The 16,621-nt window shown below is 61.7% G+C and carries 11 protein-coding genes; 5 read left to right on the top strand and 6 right to left on the bottom strand.

The window, feature by feature from the left end; genetic code table 11:
* Position 1: 1 nt before the first annotated feature.
* Positions 2-1,273: a site-specific integrase gene (locus E4631_RS18255; RefSeq protein WP_133655699.1), complete on the bottom strand. Its 1,272-nt coding sequence runs from the start codon at positions 1,271-1,273 to the stop codon at positions 2-4.
* A gap of 869 nt (positions 1,274-2,142) precedes the next feature.
* Between E4631_RS18255 and E4631_RS18250 the strand changes: the two genes are divergently transcribed.
* The 5 genes from E4631_RS18250 (at position 2,143) to E4631_RS18230 (ending at position 7,652) form a co-directional block, all read left to right on the top strand.
* Positions 2,143-2,403 (top strand): hypothetical protein, encoded by a 261-nt coding sequence (locus E4631_RS18250; RefSeq protein ID WP_133655698.1) that lies wholly within the window; start codon positions 2,143-2,145, stop codon positions 2,401-2,403.
* 767 nt (positions 2,404-3,170) lie between these two features.
* Positions 3,171-3,608, top strand: a complete 438-nt coding sequence (locus E4631_RS18245) for a hypothetical protein (protein ID WP_133655697.1) — start codon at positions 3,171-3,173, stop codon at positions 3,606-3,608.
* A gap of 208 nt (positions 3,609-3,816) precedes the next feature.
* Positions 3,817-4,044, top strand: coding sequence for a hypothetical protein (locus E4631_RS18240; protein ID WP_133655696.1), 228 nt, complete (start codon positions 3,817-3,819; stop codon positions 4,042-4,044).
* Between the two features lie 100 nt (positions 4,045-4,144).
* On the top strand, positions 4,145-4,564 hold the full coding sequence (locus E4631_RS18235; protein WP_133655695.1) for a hypothetical protein: 420 nt from the start codon (positions 4,145-4,147) through the stop codon (positions 4,562-4,564).
* A gap of 397 nt (positions 4,565-4,961) precedes the next feature.
* A complete protein-coding gene (locus E4631_RS18230) occupies positions 4,962-7,652 on the top strand; it encodes a bifunctional YncE family protein/alkaline phosphatase family protein (protein WP_240735051.1) in 2,691 nt (896 codons plus the stop codon).
* Between the two features lie 31 nt (positions 7,653-7,683).
* Here E4631_RS18230 and E4631_RS18225 read toward each other — a convergent pair whose 3' ends face one another.
* The 5 genes from E4631_RS18225 to E4631_RS18205 all read right to left on the bottom strand — a co-directional run bounded on the left by E4631_RS18225 (position 7,684) and on the right by E4631_RS18205 (position 16,393).
* Complete coding sequence (locus E4631_RS18225) at positions 7,684-8,247, bottom strand: hypothetical protein (protein ID WP_133655693.1); 564 nt, start codon at positions 8,245-8,247, stop codon at positions 7,684-7,686.
* A gap of 14 nt (positions 8,248-8,261) precedes the next feature.
* The gene (locus tag E4631_RS18220; protein ID WP_133655692.1) at positions 8,262-10,535 is read right to left on the bottom strand and encodes a GH92 family glycosyl hydrolase; all 2,274 of its coding nucleotides are present in this window, start codon (positions 10,533-10,535) and stop codon (positions 8,262-8,264) included.
* Between the two features lie 53 nt (positions 10,536-10,588).
* Positions 10,589-11,677, bottom strand: a complete 1,089-nt coding sequence (locus E4631_RS18215; protein ID WP_133655691.1) for a phosphatidylinositol-specific phospholipase C1-like protein — start codon at positions 11,675-11,677, stop codon at positions 10,589-10,591.
* Between the two features lie 35 nt (positions 11,678-11,712).
* Positions 11,713-13,305 carry a RagB/SusD family nutrient uptake outer membrane protein gene (locus tag E4631_RS18210; protein ID WP_133655690.1) on the bottom strand — a complete coding sequence of 531 codons (1,593 nt, stop codon included), beginning with the start codon at positions 13,303-13,305 and terminating at the stop codon, positions 11,713-11,715.
* Between the two features lie 82 nt (positions 13,306-13,387).
* Positions 13,388-16,393 (bottom strand): SusC/RagA family TonB-linked outer membrane protein, encoded by a 3,006-nt coding sequence (locus tag E4631_RS18205; RefSeq protein ID WP_133655689.1) that lies wholly within the window; start codon positions 16,391-16,393, stop codon positions 13,388-13,390.
* Positions 16,394-16,621: the final 228 nt, after the last annotated feature.

Here is a 16,621-nt window from a genome sequence, read left to right as displayed (position 1 = left end):
GTTATTTGCTGCTATAAGCCTGAGCGAACTGCTCTGCGATGTCGGCCTGGTTTTCATTTTGGCCCATGTAGCGCTGAAAGGCTGCCAGGGTGCTGTGTCCACTCCATTGCATTACCTGCTTAGGCAAAAACCCTAGGTCTAAACACAGGCTGCAAAAACTGCGGCGGCTGCTATGAGAGCTGATTAACGTGTACTTCGGGGGAGTCGTAACTATTATTTCCCGACGTTTTTTCTGCTCAATTACTACAGGCTCATTTAACTGGGGTACAAGAGCGCAAAGCTCCTTCAGGTATTCGTTAAATTTTTGGTTGCTGATAACAGGTAATTCCAGTTCTCCTGTTTCTGCGTTCTTGTATTTGTCTAACACTTCCTGAAGGGGGGCAAATACGGGAATTGTTACCGTTTTACCTGTCTTGACAGTTTTCTGCGGCCGGATGGTTATGATTTTGCCTTCTCCGTAGGATTTGATATGATGCTGGCGGAGAGCCATTAAATCAGAGAAACGCAGGCCGCTGAATATTTGAGCCTGCTGTAAATCTCGGACTCGTTCTAAGCGTGGATTCTGGCAGAGGTCTAGGGCCCGGAGGGCTTCTATTTCCGATTTATGTAACACTACGGGTGCAGTAAGCATCTGTGAGTGCAATGCCTTTACCCTAGCCATGTTGACGCCCTGGGGCTGCTTTTCCCGGAGGAACTGACGCAGCAGCCTAACCCGTTTACCCAGCGTGGCATTGTTGTAATCGTAGGTTTTCAATAGCCAGTGCTGCCAGGCTTCTATGTCCGTGTTGGTAAGCGTGGATAGTTTCCAGGTTTGGCGATGAGCGGTTTCGTAGGCCTTAATATTGTTGCTGAGGGTAACAAATCCTTTCCGGGTAGCATCAGCCCAGTCGGCTGTTTCCGTCTGGTAGGTAATGAAACCTAGCAACTCAGCTACGAGCGGCTGTTCGGTAACAATGGCAGCAATTGTCTCCGTAGAGGCGGCTAAGTGAGCGTTGAGTTGGTCTACCGTGGGCAGGATGTTGCCGTTTGCCAGGTAAAGCGTTTTTACAGCGTCGTTGAGGTTGGCTAGCGCGGCTTTAAGCTGGGCGTTAGTGCCAGAAACATCCTTATGCCCGTTGGCTTTAACTAGCCCGTTTTTGTTGTCCCAGTACTTTTCGTGGATTCCCTTAACCCCCGTGGCGACGCGCTTTATCTTCTTACTATTGCTGTATTCGGCATAGATAGTCAGGTGACCGGCATCGGTACGATTTCGGGCGGCGAGATAGGCATTCATCAGAAATGGGCATCTTGGGGGTGAGTAGGTTATACGTAGAAGCTCATGTTTAGTATGTGATTAGTATGTTATTTGGGGTAAAGGTGGGGTTGTTTAGGGTTCCCAGGAGTTGATAAAAGCCGTTTATGGCATACTAAAGGGCATTTTACAGTAGTATGTAGAAAGTAGGTGTTATTCCAAGTGGGCCCACGAAAAGGCCGTTTCTGATACAGAAACGGCCTTTTTTATTTTATGTCCCCGGTTTTACCCCCGGTTAATGAGAAATTACTCCTTCTCAACCTTAATTTTTTCTGCTTCTGTTGCGGCTCATGGTGGTGCTAGGTGCCAATGAATAGGTGACTATCGAGTTGAACCACGCGCAGGAAGAGGTTGGGTCGCTAGTGGTGAGCGGGGTGCAGCTTAGGTAGTGGTGGGTGAAGGGGTAGCGTCTAGCGCAGGCAGCGCTTTACTCACCGTCAGGTGTTTCAGGCCCGTAACTACCTTAGGCATTACATCAAGCGCAGGGCATTGAGTACTTAGGAAAGCGCGATAGGCTGTAATGCCATGTGAGCCATAAGTGCTCTATTTGTAGGTGAGCAATGTTCAATCTACTAAGTGCCAAGCTGAGGTAGCACAATCCAATGCTTCGTAAGTCGAGTCAAATTCTCGAGCGAACGCTTCAAAATCAGCCTCAGGCTTGCGCAATAAATCTTCGGGTGATGTCAGCAAAGCGTAGAAGGCCAGAAAATTGTGATGAAAACAAGGAAAATTTTTGGGAGCCTAATCGTAGCCAATCTCGACGCGCAGGAAAGCAGCTAGGAGTGGCACTCCCAACTCCAAAAACAAGAAAATCCCGGCTAGCACACGCCAGCGGGGCTTTTCTTTGCACCATGCGTCCGCGTTCCTTCTTTCAGTATGTCATCGGCAGCTTCGTAGAGTTGGCGCCGGGCACTTCCATGCAGCGCGTAATCTGGCGCGGTAAGCAACTGGTGCCCAGTATCACCGGCCGGCAGCCCTACGAGGTGCCCGTGTACCGCCTCGACAACGAGCACTGGGACTGCTACTACGAGCACGAGCTACGCCCGGCCCTACGCCGGGACGACAGCCCGCCCGGCCATAACGGGTCGGGTTCAGAAGGTAAGAACCAATAGCGCAGCCCCAACTGCTCGCCCAACCACAGCAGCGTCGCAACCAGTAGGTTGGAAGCAAACACGTCGTTCTTGCGCGGTGGGTTGGTAGAGCGAAATAGAAGTACGGCCCAAGGTATTAGTGCCTCGTAGCTTCGCTACTGCAACAACCCTCGTGCCGCCCTGCGCCTCACCCGCTACTAAGACCTCAAGGCCAAACTACTCGGCCCCATCGGCAGCCCCGAGCGTGACCAATTCGAGCGGAAGCTAGCGGCGCTGACTGCCGCCCTCAAGCCCCCACGCAAACCCACCACCCGCGAGCCACGCGAGTAGGAGAGTGGTTGTTTTTCTGAGTACTAGGCTGTTTACTGTTCAGCTACGTATAAAGGATTCTACTTTCCTGCCGTAGCCATGCAACCACATTCTCCTCAACTGCCTACGGACGACTCGGCTACCCCAACTGCCAAGCACTGGAAGAAACCAACGCTCTACGTCCTCCTGGTGGCCGCCGTCCTGGCGGCGCTCGTCGCCTTTTTGATGCCCAAAAAGCAGGTCGAAGGACGGAATGCGTCGCCGTCTACTGCGCATCGCTCCAGTTCTCCCGGTTTCAACTCCCCGACGAGCAAGTAACAACTCACCTGAGAAGCTAGCGCATACGTGGGTCAAAGCATAGCGTATAAATTATTTTTAACTTAAAGAAACGGCCCGATTGGGCAAGGGGTTGGGGCTTTCCGCTGTAGTGGTCGCTGACTGGCTAAGAAGCTACCGCAGCTAGTTCATTTTCAGCTACTATGATGCCTATTCTATACGCTACGCCCGGTCTTATCATTGAGCACGATGCTCCGCTGCACTGGCTTTGCCTGACGTGGCGGGGCATCCACTCTAGCTTGGCGGCCCAGCATTGCTGTGCCGAAGTGCTGGCGCAGGTCCGGGCCACGGGCAGTACAAAAATTCTCAACGACGCCACTGAAGACTGCGATGGCTGGGAGGAGGGAGTGCCTTGGTTGACAAAAGAATTTTTTCACCAGCTAGCCGGCACCGGCATCACCACGATAGCCTGGGTGGTTCCGCATAACATTCGGGCCTATACCGCCCTGAACAACGCGATGAGCGTCACTGCCTGGCCGGTTGTCACCACTTTTACGGATGTGGAAGCGGCTTATACTTGGCTATGCAAAGTGAAGACGGTCAGTGAAGAGCCTTCTTCACTCAAAAGCTCTGCCTGGTAAGGGGCTTGTCTTCGGGCAAATGGGAGCGGGTTGGCAGTTGGTCCTACTTGTACTGGGTTGCCTATCCCAGCGATGCTATCGCTACCTGCAAACTCCCCGTTCCTCACCAAGCTTTTTGCTGGCCTGGGCACCTGCGGCACGTGCCGCTTGTTGGAGTGTAGGTACGCCAGCAGCCAGCCAAGGCTGCCGAAACGGTGTAGCTGCCCGCATGGAAACACTTCTTCACTTCTTGCTCCAACACGACGTCCTGAGTCCTACCCAGTATTGGCATTTGCGCTTGCTCAGTACCCTTACGCTCGGGCCGCTGCTTAGCGTGCTGTACCTGGTCTACCTCGGCTGGCGCAAGCCGCGTACGCCCCGCGCGGCCGTCAACTCCTCGGCTACCATGTGGGTGAGTAGCGATGGCCAGCTGCTCAGCCGGCGCGCCCGCTCCTAGGCGCCCCCTAGCCCCACCGGTAGGGGAGAAGTCCCGTGGCGTAGCGCGCTCAGGAATTCTTCATGTGGTGCGGTGTAGTATGCAGCCCTTTTCTGCCCCTATGCCCTCCCCTAAACTACCCATCTACTTCGAGAACGACGTGGCCACGCTGCGCGAGCACCCCCAGGGCTATGTCGTGTTCGAGTATAAGCCCGGCAAGCGGGCATTTACGGATTTGCAGGCCGTGCTCACGCACTTAAGTAATCTGCTGCGCCGCCGCGACTGGTACAAAATCCTGGGTGACCAGCGGGCTATGTCGCCCTTCACCGAGCAGGAAAGTGCCTGGATAGTCGACTACTGGCTTGATGTCACCCGCCAGCGCCCCGGCGGCCTCTACGCGGCCGTGCTGCTGGCCGAGGACGTATTTGCCCGCCTGGCCGCCACCCAGTTGCGCCTCGAAAACAAGCAGGCTGCCCTGACCTACCACCTCTTCGAGGACCAGGCCGAAGCCGCCGCCTGGCTCGTGCAGCTAGGTCAGTAGGGCATTTAGCCACTGTTCTTCTGGGTCCAGGGCGTGCGCTGCCGGCCGGCCCACTTCCAGCCCACGGCCCTGCGTATTGTCTCGAATAAGGACCCCGACGCGGCCCGCCGCACCGCCATCCTCAACCGGCAGGCGGCGGCCGTCAAGAAAGCTATCCTATCCTACACGCCGAAGCCAACGAAACGTCCTTGGCGCAGGCATCGAATGCCGCCTGGCGAGCTAGCGCCCGCCCTGGATAGGGTAGCAGTATGGTAATAATTAGCACACACTGCCGCCCTAGCGCCAGCTCTACTTTTGCACCCCGGTCGGGGCCGGGCCGACTGGCCATTGCCACCCGGTCGTTTCTGAAACGATGAAGGGTACGTGGTATAAATGTAGTTTTCTGATTATCTGTCTATTGTGTGGATTGGTAAGCTGCTCGGGGCCGCACCGCGATGCGGCTATTCTCAGCCCCGAGCAGGCCACCCAGCACAGCATCTACGACGACAGCACGCTGCACAACACCCACCTGCCGGTGCTGATGCCCTACAACCGCCTGCTGGCCCCCGCCGGCCGGGTAGTGACCTACGGCAGCGCCGAACTCGAAAACCACGCCCTCGACGTGCAGCTGGTGCCCGACACCCCGCTGCTGGCCGTGGAGGACCGCTACGGCGTGGCCCTGATAGACACCATACAGCGTACCGTAGTAACCCGCTGGACCTACGCCACCGACGCCCGCACCAAGGGCATGATGAGCACCTACGCGGGCCTGAAAGTGCTGCGCCAGGAGGGGGTAGTGCACCTGCTCTGGAGCGCCGACAACGGCCAGACCCGCCAGGGCGGCGTGCTCGATGCCGAGTACACAGAAGGTCAGCTGCGCCTGCGGCGCGTGCTGTCGTTTGCGCCGGTGGGCGCCCCCCTGGCCCTACCCAACGACCTGGCCCTGACCACCGAAAGCGGCCGGCAGTACCTCTACGTGGTGCTCAATGGCAACAACCAGCTTGCCAAGCTCGACCTGGCCACCGGCGAGCGCCTCTGGACCCGGCCCACGGGGGTAGCGCCCTACGGCGTGGCTGTGGCCGGCGGGCGCGTGTTCGTGAGCAACTGGGGCGGGCCGCTGCCCACCGACACCCTGCACCATGAAGTGGCCGGCGTGCCCTACGGCCGCGCCTACATCGACCCCAAAACCGGGGCCATTGCCCAGGGCACGGTATCAGTTTTTGAGCAGACTGATGGCAAGTTTATCCAGGAACTGCCGGTAGGCCTGCACCCCAATGCCGTGCTGGCGAGCCCCGACGAGCAGCGCGTGTACGTGGCCAACGGCAACAGCGACGCGGTGAGCGTGCTGGAAACCAGCACCCTGCGCCTGCGCGAAACCATCGCGGTGCAGCTGCTGCCCAGTAGTACGCCCGGCTACGGCGGAGACTCGCCCAACGCGCTGGCCCTGAGCCCCGACGGTGCTACCCTCTACGTGGCCAATGGCCTCGACAACGCCGTAGCCGTGGTGGCGCTGGGCCAGGCCGCCGCCCGTGCCGGCGCACCGGGCGCCAGTCAGGTGCGGGGCTTTATCCCCACCGAGGCTTACCCCGGCGGCCTGGCCCTGGGCGCCCACGCGCTGTTTGTGGCCAACCTTGAAGGCGAAGGCGCCCGCGTGAGCACCACCGACCTGCTGCACGAGGGCGGCGCGCTGGACCCGCTGCTGCACCCCGCCGCCCCGGCCTTCAACTCGCACCACCAGCGGGCCACCGTGTCGCTGATTGCGCTGCCCAACGCGGCGCAGCTGGCCCGCTACACGACGCGGGTGCGCGAGCTGGCCTTCGCGTTTCGCAAGGAGCTGGCGCAGCGGTTGCCCCGGCCCGGCCAGCCGCCGGTGCCGCTGCCCGAGCGCATTGGCGAGCCCTCGGTATTTAAGCACGTGCTCTACATTATCAAGGAAAACCGGACCTACGACCAGGTGCTTGGCGACCTGCCGCAGGGTAGGGGCGATAAGTCGCTGTGCGTGTTTGGCGACAGCGTAACGCCCAACCAGCACCAGCTGGCCCGCGAATTTTTGCTGCTCGATAACTACTACGTCTCGGGCAAATCGTCTGCCGAGGGCCACCAGTGGACCGATGCGGGCATGGTATCGGACTACGTGGAGAAGAACGTGCGGGCCTGGTTTCGCTCCTACCCCCACGTGCAGGAAGATGCCCTGGTGTACAGCCCCACGGGATTTATCTGGAACCACGCCGCCGACCACGGCCACTCGGTGCGCATCTACGGCGAGGCCAGTAAGCCGCACTACGATACCCGGCTGAGCTGGTCCGACGTCTATACTAACTACCAGGCCGGCCGGCCCCTGGTCTTCACCAACACCAGCACCATCTCACGGGTGCGGCCATTGCTCTCGCCTAATTACCCCGGGTCCGACGAGCTGCGCATTACCGACCAGATTCGGGCCGCGGCCTTCATCAAGGAGCTGGCCGCCTATGAGAAGCAGCCCGGCGATGCCTTCCCCGAGCTGTCGGTGATGGCCCTCTCGACCGACCACACGGTGGGCACCCGGCCGGGCATGCCCACCCCCAAAGCCATGGTGGCCGACAACGACCTGGCCCTGGGCCGCATTCTGGAAGCGCTCAGCAAAAGCCGCTTCTGGAAGAATACGGTAGTGTTTGTGACCGAAGACGACTCGCAGGCCGGCTGGGACCACGTGTCGGCCTACCGCACCACGGGCTTCGTGGTGAGCGCCTACAGCCGCCTGCGCCGCCCGGTGCACAAGAATTATAACCAGACCGGCATGCTGCGCTCCATTGAGCAGATTCTGGGCCTGCCGCCAATGAATAACGTCGATGCCACGGCCCTCCCCCTGTTCGAGTGCTTCACGGACCGGCCCAATTTCGCCCCCTTCCGCAGCCGGCCCAACCGCGTGCCCCTCAACCAGCTCAATCCCCCGCTCTCGAAGCTGACGGGCGCGGCCCTGCGCTTCGGCCGGCTCTCCACCAGCCCCGAGTTTGACCACATCGACAACGGCCGCGACGACGTGCTGAACCGCATCATCTGGTTTGCCACCAAGGGCCGGCAGCCCTACCCCGCCGCCCTCAGCGGCCCAGCCGATGACGATGACGATTGAGGGGGGTAGGGCCGATTTCAGGGCCTGTTTTCTACTTTATCCCGGTCAGCACAAAGTCAATGCCCAGCGGATTGTGCAGCGCCTGGCAAATGACGGGGAAGTCAGGATTATTGAGAATCCATAGCTCGGTGGGGTCGCCCTGGGCCACTACGTGCAGCACATCGAGCGGCCGGCCGCCGAGCAGCAGGGGCGTAGCGGTGGTATCGGCGCGCAGCTCGTACACGGTGTGGTCGTAGGTGTAGCGATGCTGGGCCATCAGCGCCGCGAAGGCACTTTTGGAGAGCAGCATAAATGTCTGGTCAGGGGGTAGGCGCACGGTGCGGCCGGGGGTAGGCTGGGCAAAATTCAGCTTATCGGCCCGCTGCCAGGCCGTGGGCGACACGGCGTAGGCCCCGCCCGCCAGGCCCCGAATGCGCCAGGTTAGGCGCAGCGTATCGGTGGCGCCGGCAATGGCCAGCTCGAAGGCCGCGTGCTGGCCGTGCAGGTCAAATTCATAGCGAAACGTGGTGCCGACGCCCACGGCGGGCTTCAGCAGCTGGGCTGCCGCCGGCCGGGCCAGGAGGGCGGGCAGCACGAGCAGTAGGAGTTTTTTCATCATCGGAGCGCAGGCTAGTCGGCGGAGGGGGGTAGGGTTTGGGTGCCCCAGCTGCCGGGCTGGGCGGCCATTTCCAGCACCAGCTCGCCGCCGCGCACCAGGTCCTGGTGGGCCAGCCAGGCCTGGCGCAGCGGCCGGCCGTTGAGGCGCGCCGACCGCACGTAGCAGTTGGTAGCCGAGAGGTTTTGGGCGGTGATTTTGAAGCTCTTACCGCCGGCCAGGTGCAGGGTGGTTTGGCGCACCAGCGGGGCGTTAAGCAAGTAGTAGGGCTGGCCGGCGTTGGGGTAGAGGCCCATCATATTGAAGGCCAGCCACGACGACATGGCGCCCGAGTCGTCGTTGCCGGGCAGGCCGGTGGGGGTAGGGCTAAAGCTCTGGGCGATAATCTGCTGAATGCGCTGGCTGCTCAAATCGGGCCGCCCCAGCCAGTGGTAAAGGCTGGGTGTGAGGAAGGAAGGCTCGTTGGCCACGTTGTAGTATTTCTTCTCAAACAACGTATCGAGCCGCGCCCGGAACGCCGCCCTACCCCCCGATTTGGCAATGAGCGTCGGCACCTGGTGCGGCACGCTCAGCGAGTATTCCCAGGACGTGGCCTCGTAGAAAAAACCGCACCAGTGGCACACGTACCACGGATATTCGCGCATCAGCGGCGTGTACACGAAGGTGGGATGCTGGATGTTGGACGTGCCGTAGGCAATGGTATCGAGCCACCGGCCGGCCGCATCGCGGGGCATGATGAAGCCCGTGGCGCCGTGGCTGCGGTAGTCGGCGCGCCACAGGTTTTGCCAGTTATCGGCCAGGCGGTGGTACTGCTCGTAGGTGGCCTGCTGGCCCAGGCCCTTGGCCACTACGGAGATGCAGTAGTCGTCGTAGGCATAGTCGAGGGTACGGTTGCCGGCGCGGGGCACGCCGTAGGGCAGGTAGCCCAGGCGCTGGTAGGCGGGCAGGCCGCCGCGGCCTTCCTGCTCCTCGTTGCCGCCGGGCGGCACGGTGGCATCCTTTAGCATAGCGGCCAGGCCCAGGCGGTAGTCGATGCCGGGCAGGTTTTTAACGAAGGCATCGGCGATGAGTACCTCGGCATTGGAGCCGCCCTGGGTGCGGCCGTTGGCGTTGCCGCTGCGCGCCTCGGGCAGGTAGCCGTCGTGCTTGTAAATGTCAAGCAAGGAGTTGACGATGGCCGTTTCGTGCTCCGGCGCCAGCAGGGTAATGAGCGGGTTGGATGTGCGAAACGTGTCCCAGATGGCGTAAAAATCGTCGTAGTACGGCGCCGGGCCGTTCCAGAGCGGGTTCTCGCCGGTGCGGTCCACGGGCATGAGCATGGTGTGGTAGAGGCCGGTGTAAAACAGCTTCTTCTGGTCGAGGGGCGCGTCGGCGTTCAGCTCGGCGCGGCCCAGTAGGTCGTTCCAGCGGGTGCGCAGCTGGCCCAAGGCCTGGGCAAAGTTCCAGCCCGGCAGCTCGGCCCGCACGTTGTCGCTGGCCCGGGCGGCGCTCAAAAACGAGATGCCGACCTTCACTTTCAACGAGTCGCCGGCGCCGGTGGCGAAGCGCAACAGCGCGCCGGTTTTCTCACCCGAGTCGGCTTGCAGGCGCTGGCCGGGTTGCAGCCGGCCGCCCTTCCAGGTGGCAAACTCGGCCACCGGCGCGTCGAACACCGCCGCAAAATACACGGTGTAGGCCCGGCCGTTGTTCCAGCCGCCCCGGATGCGGCTGTAGCCCCGCACCTCGGTATCGGACACGATTTCAATTTCCGAGCCCACAAACTGCTGGGCCTCGCGGGCGTCGGGCTCCGGCTGCTCGCCCAGGAAGAAGCCGGCATCGAGCTGTAGCGCCTTGGGTTGGCCGGGGGGGTAGGCCAGGCGGTAGAAACTCACCTTGGGCGAGGCCGTAATCTCCACCTTGATAGCCGGTTGCGCGAACTGGGCGCAGTAGTAGCCCAACGCCACGCGCTCGGCCTGGCGGTGCGCCGACTTGTCGCCCAGCACCAGCGGCCCGCTGAAAGGCATCAGCAGGATGTTGCCGTACTTGGGGCCGCCGCCGGTGCCGCTCACGTGCACCTGGGCAAAGCCCGTGACGGGGGTAGGCTCGGGCAGCCAGCCGCTGTTGGGGCTGCTGGTGCAGTCGGGGCCGGGCTTCACCATCCCGAAGGGCGCGGTGGGACCAACGAACACCCGCCCCAGCCCCTGCGAGCCAATGAGCGGGTCCACGTACTGGCCGGGGCCCTGCGCGGCGGCCGGGCCCCGGCGGGCGAGCAGGCCCCCGGCCAGCAGCAATAGGTGCGTAAGGCGCATACTAAAAATCGATTCCTGGCGAGCTAGCTGTTTTGGGTGTACCCGTTTTCGGGCTACTTCACGGCGGCCATCGTCGCGTTCACCGGGTTGGGCCGGAAGTAGGTGCCGCCCACGAAGCTGACCACGTAGGGCGACTGGAAGTGCGTGCTGGGCAGGTAGTAGTCGGTGCTGATAATCTGAGCGCCCGACTGCTGGGCCGCCGCGAAGCTGCTGAGGTCGTTGCGGCGCGCCTCCTGGGTGTCGCTGTCGGCGCGGGTGCGAATGATGTATCCCTTCTCCACCAGGCTCTTAATGGCTGCCTGGTCCCGCTTGGCGTTGTTTAGAATGTGGATGGCGGCCTCGGGCGTGCCCGGCTCAGCGTCGGCAAACAGCACCCGGCCCTTCAGCGAGGGGTGGCCCTGGATATAGGTCGCGCGCTTCTCGCCCAGCTCATCGAGCACGAATACAAACTTGCCCTGCGCGGCCGCCAATGTGGGCCAGTTGCGGTGCAGCACCGCGCTCTCCAGGGTGGGGTAGGCGCCGCGCACCTGGTCGGGGGTGATGAGCTTGTCGGCCCCCAGGTTGTCGCGGATTTCCTTGTCCAGGGCGTCAAACACGGCTGCCGTGAAGGGCTCGGGCACCGTGAGGCCCGGCCGGGGTAGGGCCTCACTTTTGGCATTCATCGTAATAAAAACCGGATGGTGCGTGGGGTGCGCCGCCGACCATTTTTTCAGCTCCTGCAAGGCCAGCCGGAAGGTAGGCGCGTTGCTGCGGTAGTCGAGGTCCTGAATGTGAAACACCTTGAAACCCGGCTGCTTCATCAGCCCGGCCTCGTCGTAGGGCGGCTGGCCGGGGGCCAGGTCGAGGCCCTTGGGGTGGGTGTATTTGCCGCCCTGGGTGTCGGCGTACACGTCGATTTCCAAGGCCAGCAGGCCCTTGTTGAGCTGCTCGCTGAGGGTGATATGCTCGTAGTCAATCTTGCTCATGCTGGCCGAATCGGCCTTTTGCAGGACGCTAAACAGCTTGGGGTCAATGGCTTGCTTGTAGCTGTTGTGCGAGCCGATAACCTGTACCTGGTTCAGGCGCAGCGGCTCGGCGGGCTTGGTAAACGCGGCCAGCACCAGGATGCCCGACAGGGCGGATAGTTGCAACGTGACTTTCATGGTTTTCTTGTGGAAAAGGGGGGTAGGGGGCGCCGCTAATACCCGGTATTCTGCTGCAAAGCCGCGTTCAGGCGCAGCTCAATGGTGGGCACGGGGTAGAGGCGGCGGAAGGTGCTCTTGTCCAGCTTCAGCACGTCATTCGGCAGCGGGTATTCGGTTTCAAACTGGCCGAAGCGGATGAGGTCGTTGCGGCGCCAGGCTTCCCAGCTCAGCTCGCGGGCACGCTCGTCGAGCATGCCGCTCAGGGCGATGCTGGTGGCCGCCGGTGCCCCGGCGCGGGTCCTTATCTTGTTCACGAGCACCAGCGGCGTTTGCAGCTCGCCGCCTACGGCCGTGGCGCCGGCCCCGCGCAAAATGGCCTCGGCCTTCATCAGCAGCACGTCGGCTAGGCGCAGCACGGGCACGTCGTTGCCATTGAGGCGGGTGGCCTGAATGATAGTCGGGTCGGGGTAATACTTGATGGAGCGCACGCCCTCCGACTGCGTGGTGAGGGTGTTGCCCAGGTCCATGGGCTTGGGCGGCACCAGCGTCAGCACCGGGTCGATGTTGACCTGGGTGGTCGTGTTGGGGTAGTAGACCGGCGTGGTGGTGAAGCCGCCGTTGCCGTCGGGTACGTACTGCGGGCCCGCTAGCCAGGTGGTGGTGCGCGCATCGCCGGGCAGGTTGAAGCGGGCGTAGAACTCGGGCGTGGTGCTCATGGCAATGCTCAAGCCCACATTAAAGCCGTATGCCTGCGTGAGGTAATAAAAAAAGCCGAAGCGCGTGAACTGGTTGCCCGGAATCTGCTGGTCGTAGGGAATGGCGAAGATGGTTTCCTTAATCTGCGGCCCGTTGTTGGGCAGGAAAATATCGCGGTAGCGGGCGTCGAGGCTGTAGTTAGGGTTGGCCTGCACGCTGTCGGCCATGCGCACCACGTCGGGGTAGCGGGCCGCGCCGCCGTACACTTCCGAGTTGAGGTAGAGCTTGGCCAGCAGCGCATACACCAGGCCTTTGGTGGGGCGGCCGTACTGCTGGGTGTTGGTGGCGGCGTTGCTGCTCTTGGCCGGCAGCTTGGGGGTGAGGCTCGTCAGCTCGCTCTCGATAAACTTATACACGTCGGCGCGGGGCTGGGTGGCCGGCGAGCTCACCACCGGGTAGTCCGTCACAATAGGCACGTTGCCGTACAAATCGAGCAGAAAGAAGTAGTAGAGCGCCCGCATGGCCCGGATTTCGGCCAGGCGGTTGGCCTTTTCGGCATCCGAAAAGCCAAACGAGTTGGTAATGTTGAGCAGGCGGTTGCAGGTAGTGATGCCCCCGTAGGCCCACTGCCAGATGGTAAGCACGTTGGGGTGGTCGGGCGTCCAGGTGTGGTAGTGCAGCTGCCGGTACTGCCCGCCGTCGTCGAAATTGCCGTCGCGGGCGGGCAAAATGGCCTCGTCGGTGCTCATGTCCTGCATGCGCCAGTAGGGCACCGCAAACTGCGACGACAGGTTGGAGTAAATGGCCCCCATTGAGGCGTTGTAGTCCGACAGCGTTTTGGGGAAGTTGGAGGCCACGAACTGCGACTCGACCGGCACATCCAGCTTTTTGCAGGAGTACGTACTCCCGGCCAGTACGCTCAGGGTAAGGAGAATAGCTTTGCTTTTCATATCGTTTTGTTAGGAATGGCTACCGCGTGGCCCCGCGCCTTCCCCCCCATGGCGGGGCCGAAGGCGCGGGGGGGGTAGGGCGCTAGAACGAAGCCGTGAGGCCCAGCGTGAACGTGCGCGTTTTGGGGTAAAAGCTGTTGTTGTCGATGCCCGGCGTGAGGCCGCCGATGTTGATTTCGGGGTCGATGCCGCGGTACTTGGTGAGGACAAACAGGTTGCTACCCGTCACGTAGAGCCGGATGGCCTTCACGTACTCAGTGCCGGGGCGCAGGGTGTAGCCCAGGGTGGCGTTGTCGAGGCGCAGGTACGAGCCGCTCTCCAGAAAGCGGTCCGAAATGAGGTAGGCGTTGATGTCATTCGGCGACTCGCCCAGCGTGAAGCGCGGGATGTTTTGCAGGCGCGCATCGGCCGGGTTGTTGAGGCCGGCCAGGGTAGCGTTCAGGATTTTATTGCCGTACACGCCGCGCACCAAGAAGTTGAGGTCGAAGCCCTTGTAGCTGAAATTGTTGACCCAGCCGTAGATGAGGGTAGGCTGGGCGCTGCCGGCAAGCTGCATGTCGGTGGTCAGGGGCTGGGTGGCGGTGGTGGTGCCGTCGGCCTTCTGGTAGGTGCTCACACCCTGCTCGTTTTTGCCCAGGTAGTGCCACAGCTTAAAGGTGCCCAGCGGTGAGCCGGGCTGCACAATCTGGCTGTAGTTGCCGCTCTGGCCCTTGCCCCCGAGCTGCGCCGTCTGGATGTAGGGAATCGTGAAGCGGTCGGTGCTCAGGTTGTCGATGTTGTTGGCATTGTGCGAAAAGTTGAGCGACGAGCGCCAGGTGAAGGCCGCCGTTTGCACCGGCACCACGCTCAGGGCCACCTCCACGCCGCGGTTGGTCATGCTGCCCACGTTGGCGGTGTAGGTGGTGTACTGAAACTCGGTGCTCGACACCGGCAGCACGTCGTCAATTAAGTCGCTGGTCTTCTTCACGTAGTAGTCCACCGAGCCCGTGATGCGGTTTTTGAGGAAGCCGAAGTCCAGGCCTACGTTGTAGGTGGCGGTGCTTTCCCACTTCAGGTCGGGGTTTTCGTTGCGCACCGCGTTCACCACGTTCGAGATGGTGCCGTTGTTCAGGTACTTGCTGCTGCCCGGCGGCGTGCCGTAAATGAGGATGGACGAGAAGGCATCGAAGCCCTGGCTGTTGCCCGATACCCCGTAGCCGGCCCGCAGCTTGAGGTCGCTCACGGCCTCATACTGGCGCATAAAGTCCTCGCCGATAATGCGCCAGCCCACGGCCGCCGTGGGGAAGTAGCCGTAGCGGTTGTTCACGCCGAAGGCCGACGAGCCATCGCGCCGCAGCGACGCCTGCACCAGGTAGCGCTCGCCGTACTGGTACTGCACGCGGCCGTACTGCGAGAGCAGGCGCAGGGTCGAGATGGGGTTGTTATCGAAGGCAATCTGGGCCAGCGACGAGGGGTTCGACAGGAACAAGTTGTTGGACCCCAGCGCGTCGTTGGCAAAGTTCTGGGTCGTGATGCCGAAGCCATCATTCGTGCGGTCCTGCTGGTAGGAGTAGCCGCCCAGCAGCTGAAAACTGTGCAGGCCCAGGGTTTTGTCGTAGTTGGCGTAGGCCTCCAGCACGTCGTTGGTGGTCTGGTACTCGGCGCGGCGGGCTACCCCCCCCAGGTTCACAGCCAGGCCCGACTGGCTGTTCAGGTAGCTGGCGTAGTTGGTCTGGGCGCGCTGGGTCGAGCCGCTGAGCGTGATTTTCAGGCCCGTAATAATGTCGACCTGCACAATGCCGTTGAGCAGCGTCTTGCTGTCGTTGGTAACGTAGGTGTTGTTGTTGGCCAGCGAGAGCGGGTTGAGCGGGCCGCTGCCCGTGCGAGTAAAGTTTTCCTTGTAGGTGCCGTCGGCGTTGAAGGGGCTCACCGTGGGCAGGTAAAACAGCATCCCCGGCAGCACGCTGGTCTGCGGAATGTCATTTTGGGTGGTGGTGCTGTTGATGATATTGGCCCCCAGCCGCAGGTGGTTGTTGAAGAAGCGCTGGTTGATAAACCCGCGGGTGATGAGGCGCTCCAGCGAAGTATTTATCAGCGTGCCATTGTTTTTCAGGTAGTTGACGCTGGCCCCGTAGTCGGTGGCATTGGCCGAGCCCGTAAACGACACGTTGTGGTTGGTGGCGTAGCTGGTGCGCTCAATCAGGTCCTGCCAGTTGGTGTTCGAGCCATCGTCGTCGGTGGGCTTGGTGAGCGGCCGGGCGTTGTTGGTGGCCAGGTACTGGCGCAGCTCGTCGCCACTCAGCATGTCGATGCGTTTCGACACCTTCGACACCGCCCCGTAGCCGCTGTAGGTGAGGCGCGTCTGGCCGGGCTTGGCCCGCTTGGTGGTCACGATAATGACCCCGTTGGCGGCCCGCGTGCCGTAGATGGCCGTGGCCGAGGCATCCTTCAGCACGTCGATGCTGGCAATATCGTCGGGGGCCAGCAGGTCGATGCTCGCGCCCGGCACCCCGTCAATCACGTAAAACGGCTCCGTAATGCCGCCGTTCAGGGTGCGGATGGTGCTCGGCCCGCGCAGCACCACCGAGGGCCGCTGGTTGGGGTCGCCGCTCTTGGTGATGTTGAGGCCCGCCACCTTGCCTTGCAGCAGCTCGGCGGGGGTAGTGAGCACGCCGGGGTTAAACTGCTCGGCCTTGATGGATGTGACGGACCCCACCACGTCTTGCCGGCTCTGGGTGCCGTAGCCAATCACCACCACGTCCTTCAGCTGCTGGGCATCGGGCCGCAGCGTCACGTTGAGGGTCGTTTGGGTGCCAGCGATGATTTCCTGGCTCACTGTGCCCACGAACGAGAACACCAGCACATCGGCCGGCCCGGTAGTCCGGATGCTGTACGAGCCGTCGGGGCCGGTGCCCACGGCGTTGCTGCCATCTTTGAGGCGCACCGTCACGCCGGGCAGCGCCGCGTTTTTCTCGTCCGTTACGGTGCCCTTGATGGTTTGCTGGGCCAGGGCCAGGGCGGGCGTCAGCACCAGCAATGGCAGCACGGCCCGCCGGGGTAGGCCCGCCGTAGCCTGCCAGAATAAGAAGGAAAAGTACCCGTTTTTCATACGCGCTAGCAGTGCTTGATAAGTGCGGTGTTAAAGCACTACAAAGCACCGGCGGCGCCATTACCTCAAGATGATTGCTACGTTACGATTAGTACTTATCAGTGAAGAAATTGGTATTAACCACGGCCGTATGGCCCGGCAAAGCGCCGCCCTACCCCCCTAGTGCCGCTTCAACGAAACAGCTGCGTAACAGGGGTTATCCTCGTCTTTGAAGTGTCTCTACTTCCG

The organism is Hymenobacter sp. UV11 (assembly GCF_004684095.1).
Taxonomy (GTDB): Bacteria; Bacteroidota; Bacteroidia; order Cytophagales; family Hymenobacteraceae; genus Hymenobacter.
This window is presented reverse-complemented; position numbering and strand designations above follow the sequence as displayed.

Bases quoted from the DNA above. Each gene is read 5' to 3' on its own strand.
- E4631_RS18250 (WP_133655698.1), top strand. From the start codon at position 2,143: ATGCGTCCGCGTTCCTTCTTTCAGTATGTCATCGGCAGCTTCGTAGAG.
- E4631_RS18240 (WP_133655696.1), top strand. From the start codon at position 3,817: ATGGAAACACTTCTTCACTTCTTGCTCCAACACGACGTCCTGAGTCCT.
- E4631_RS18255 (WP_133655699.1), bottom strand. From the start codon at position 1,273: ATGAATGCCTATCTCGCCGCCCGAAATCGTACCGATGCCGGTCACCTG.
- E4631_RS18235 (WP_133655695.1), top strand. From the start codon at position 4,145: ATGCCCTCCCCTAAACTACCCATCTACTTCGAGAACGACGTGGCCACG.
- E4631_RS18245 (WP_133655697.1), top strand. From the start codon at position 3,171: ATGATGCCTATTCTATACGCTACGCCCGGTCTTATCATTGAGCACGAT.
- E4631_RS18215 (WP_133655691.1), bottom strand. From the start codon at position 11,677: ATGAAAGTCACGTTGCAACTATCCGCCCTGTCGGGCATCCTGGTGCTG.
- E4631_RS18205 (WP_133655689.1), bottom strand. From the start codon at position 16,393: ATGAAAAACGGGTACTTTTCCTTCTTATTCTGGCAGGCTACGGCGGGC.
- E4631_RS18210 (WP_133655690.1), bottom strand. From the start codon at position 13,305: ATGAAAAGCAAAGCTATTCTCCTTACCCTGAGCGTACTGGCCGGGAGT.
- E4631_RS18220 (WP_133655692.1), bottom strand. From the start codon at position 10,535: ATGCGCCTTACGCACCTATTGCTGCTGGCCGGGGGCCTGCTCGCCCGC.
- E4631_RS18225 (WP_133655693.1), bottom strand. From the start codon at position 8,247: ATGAAAAAACTCCTACTGCTCGTGCTGCCCGCCCTCCTGGCCCGGCCG.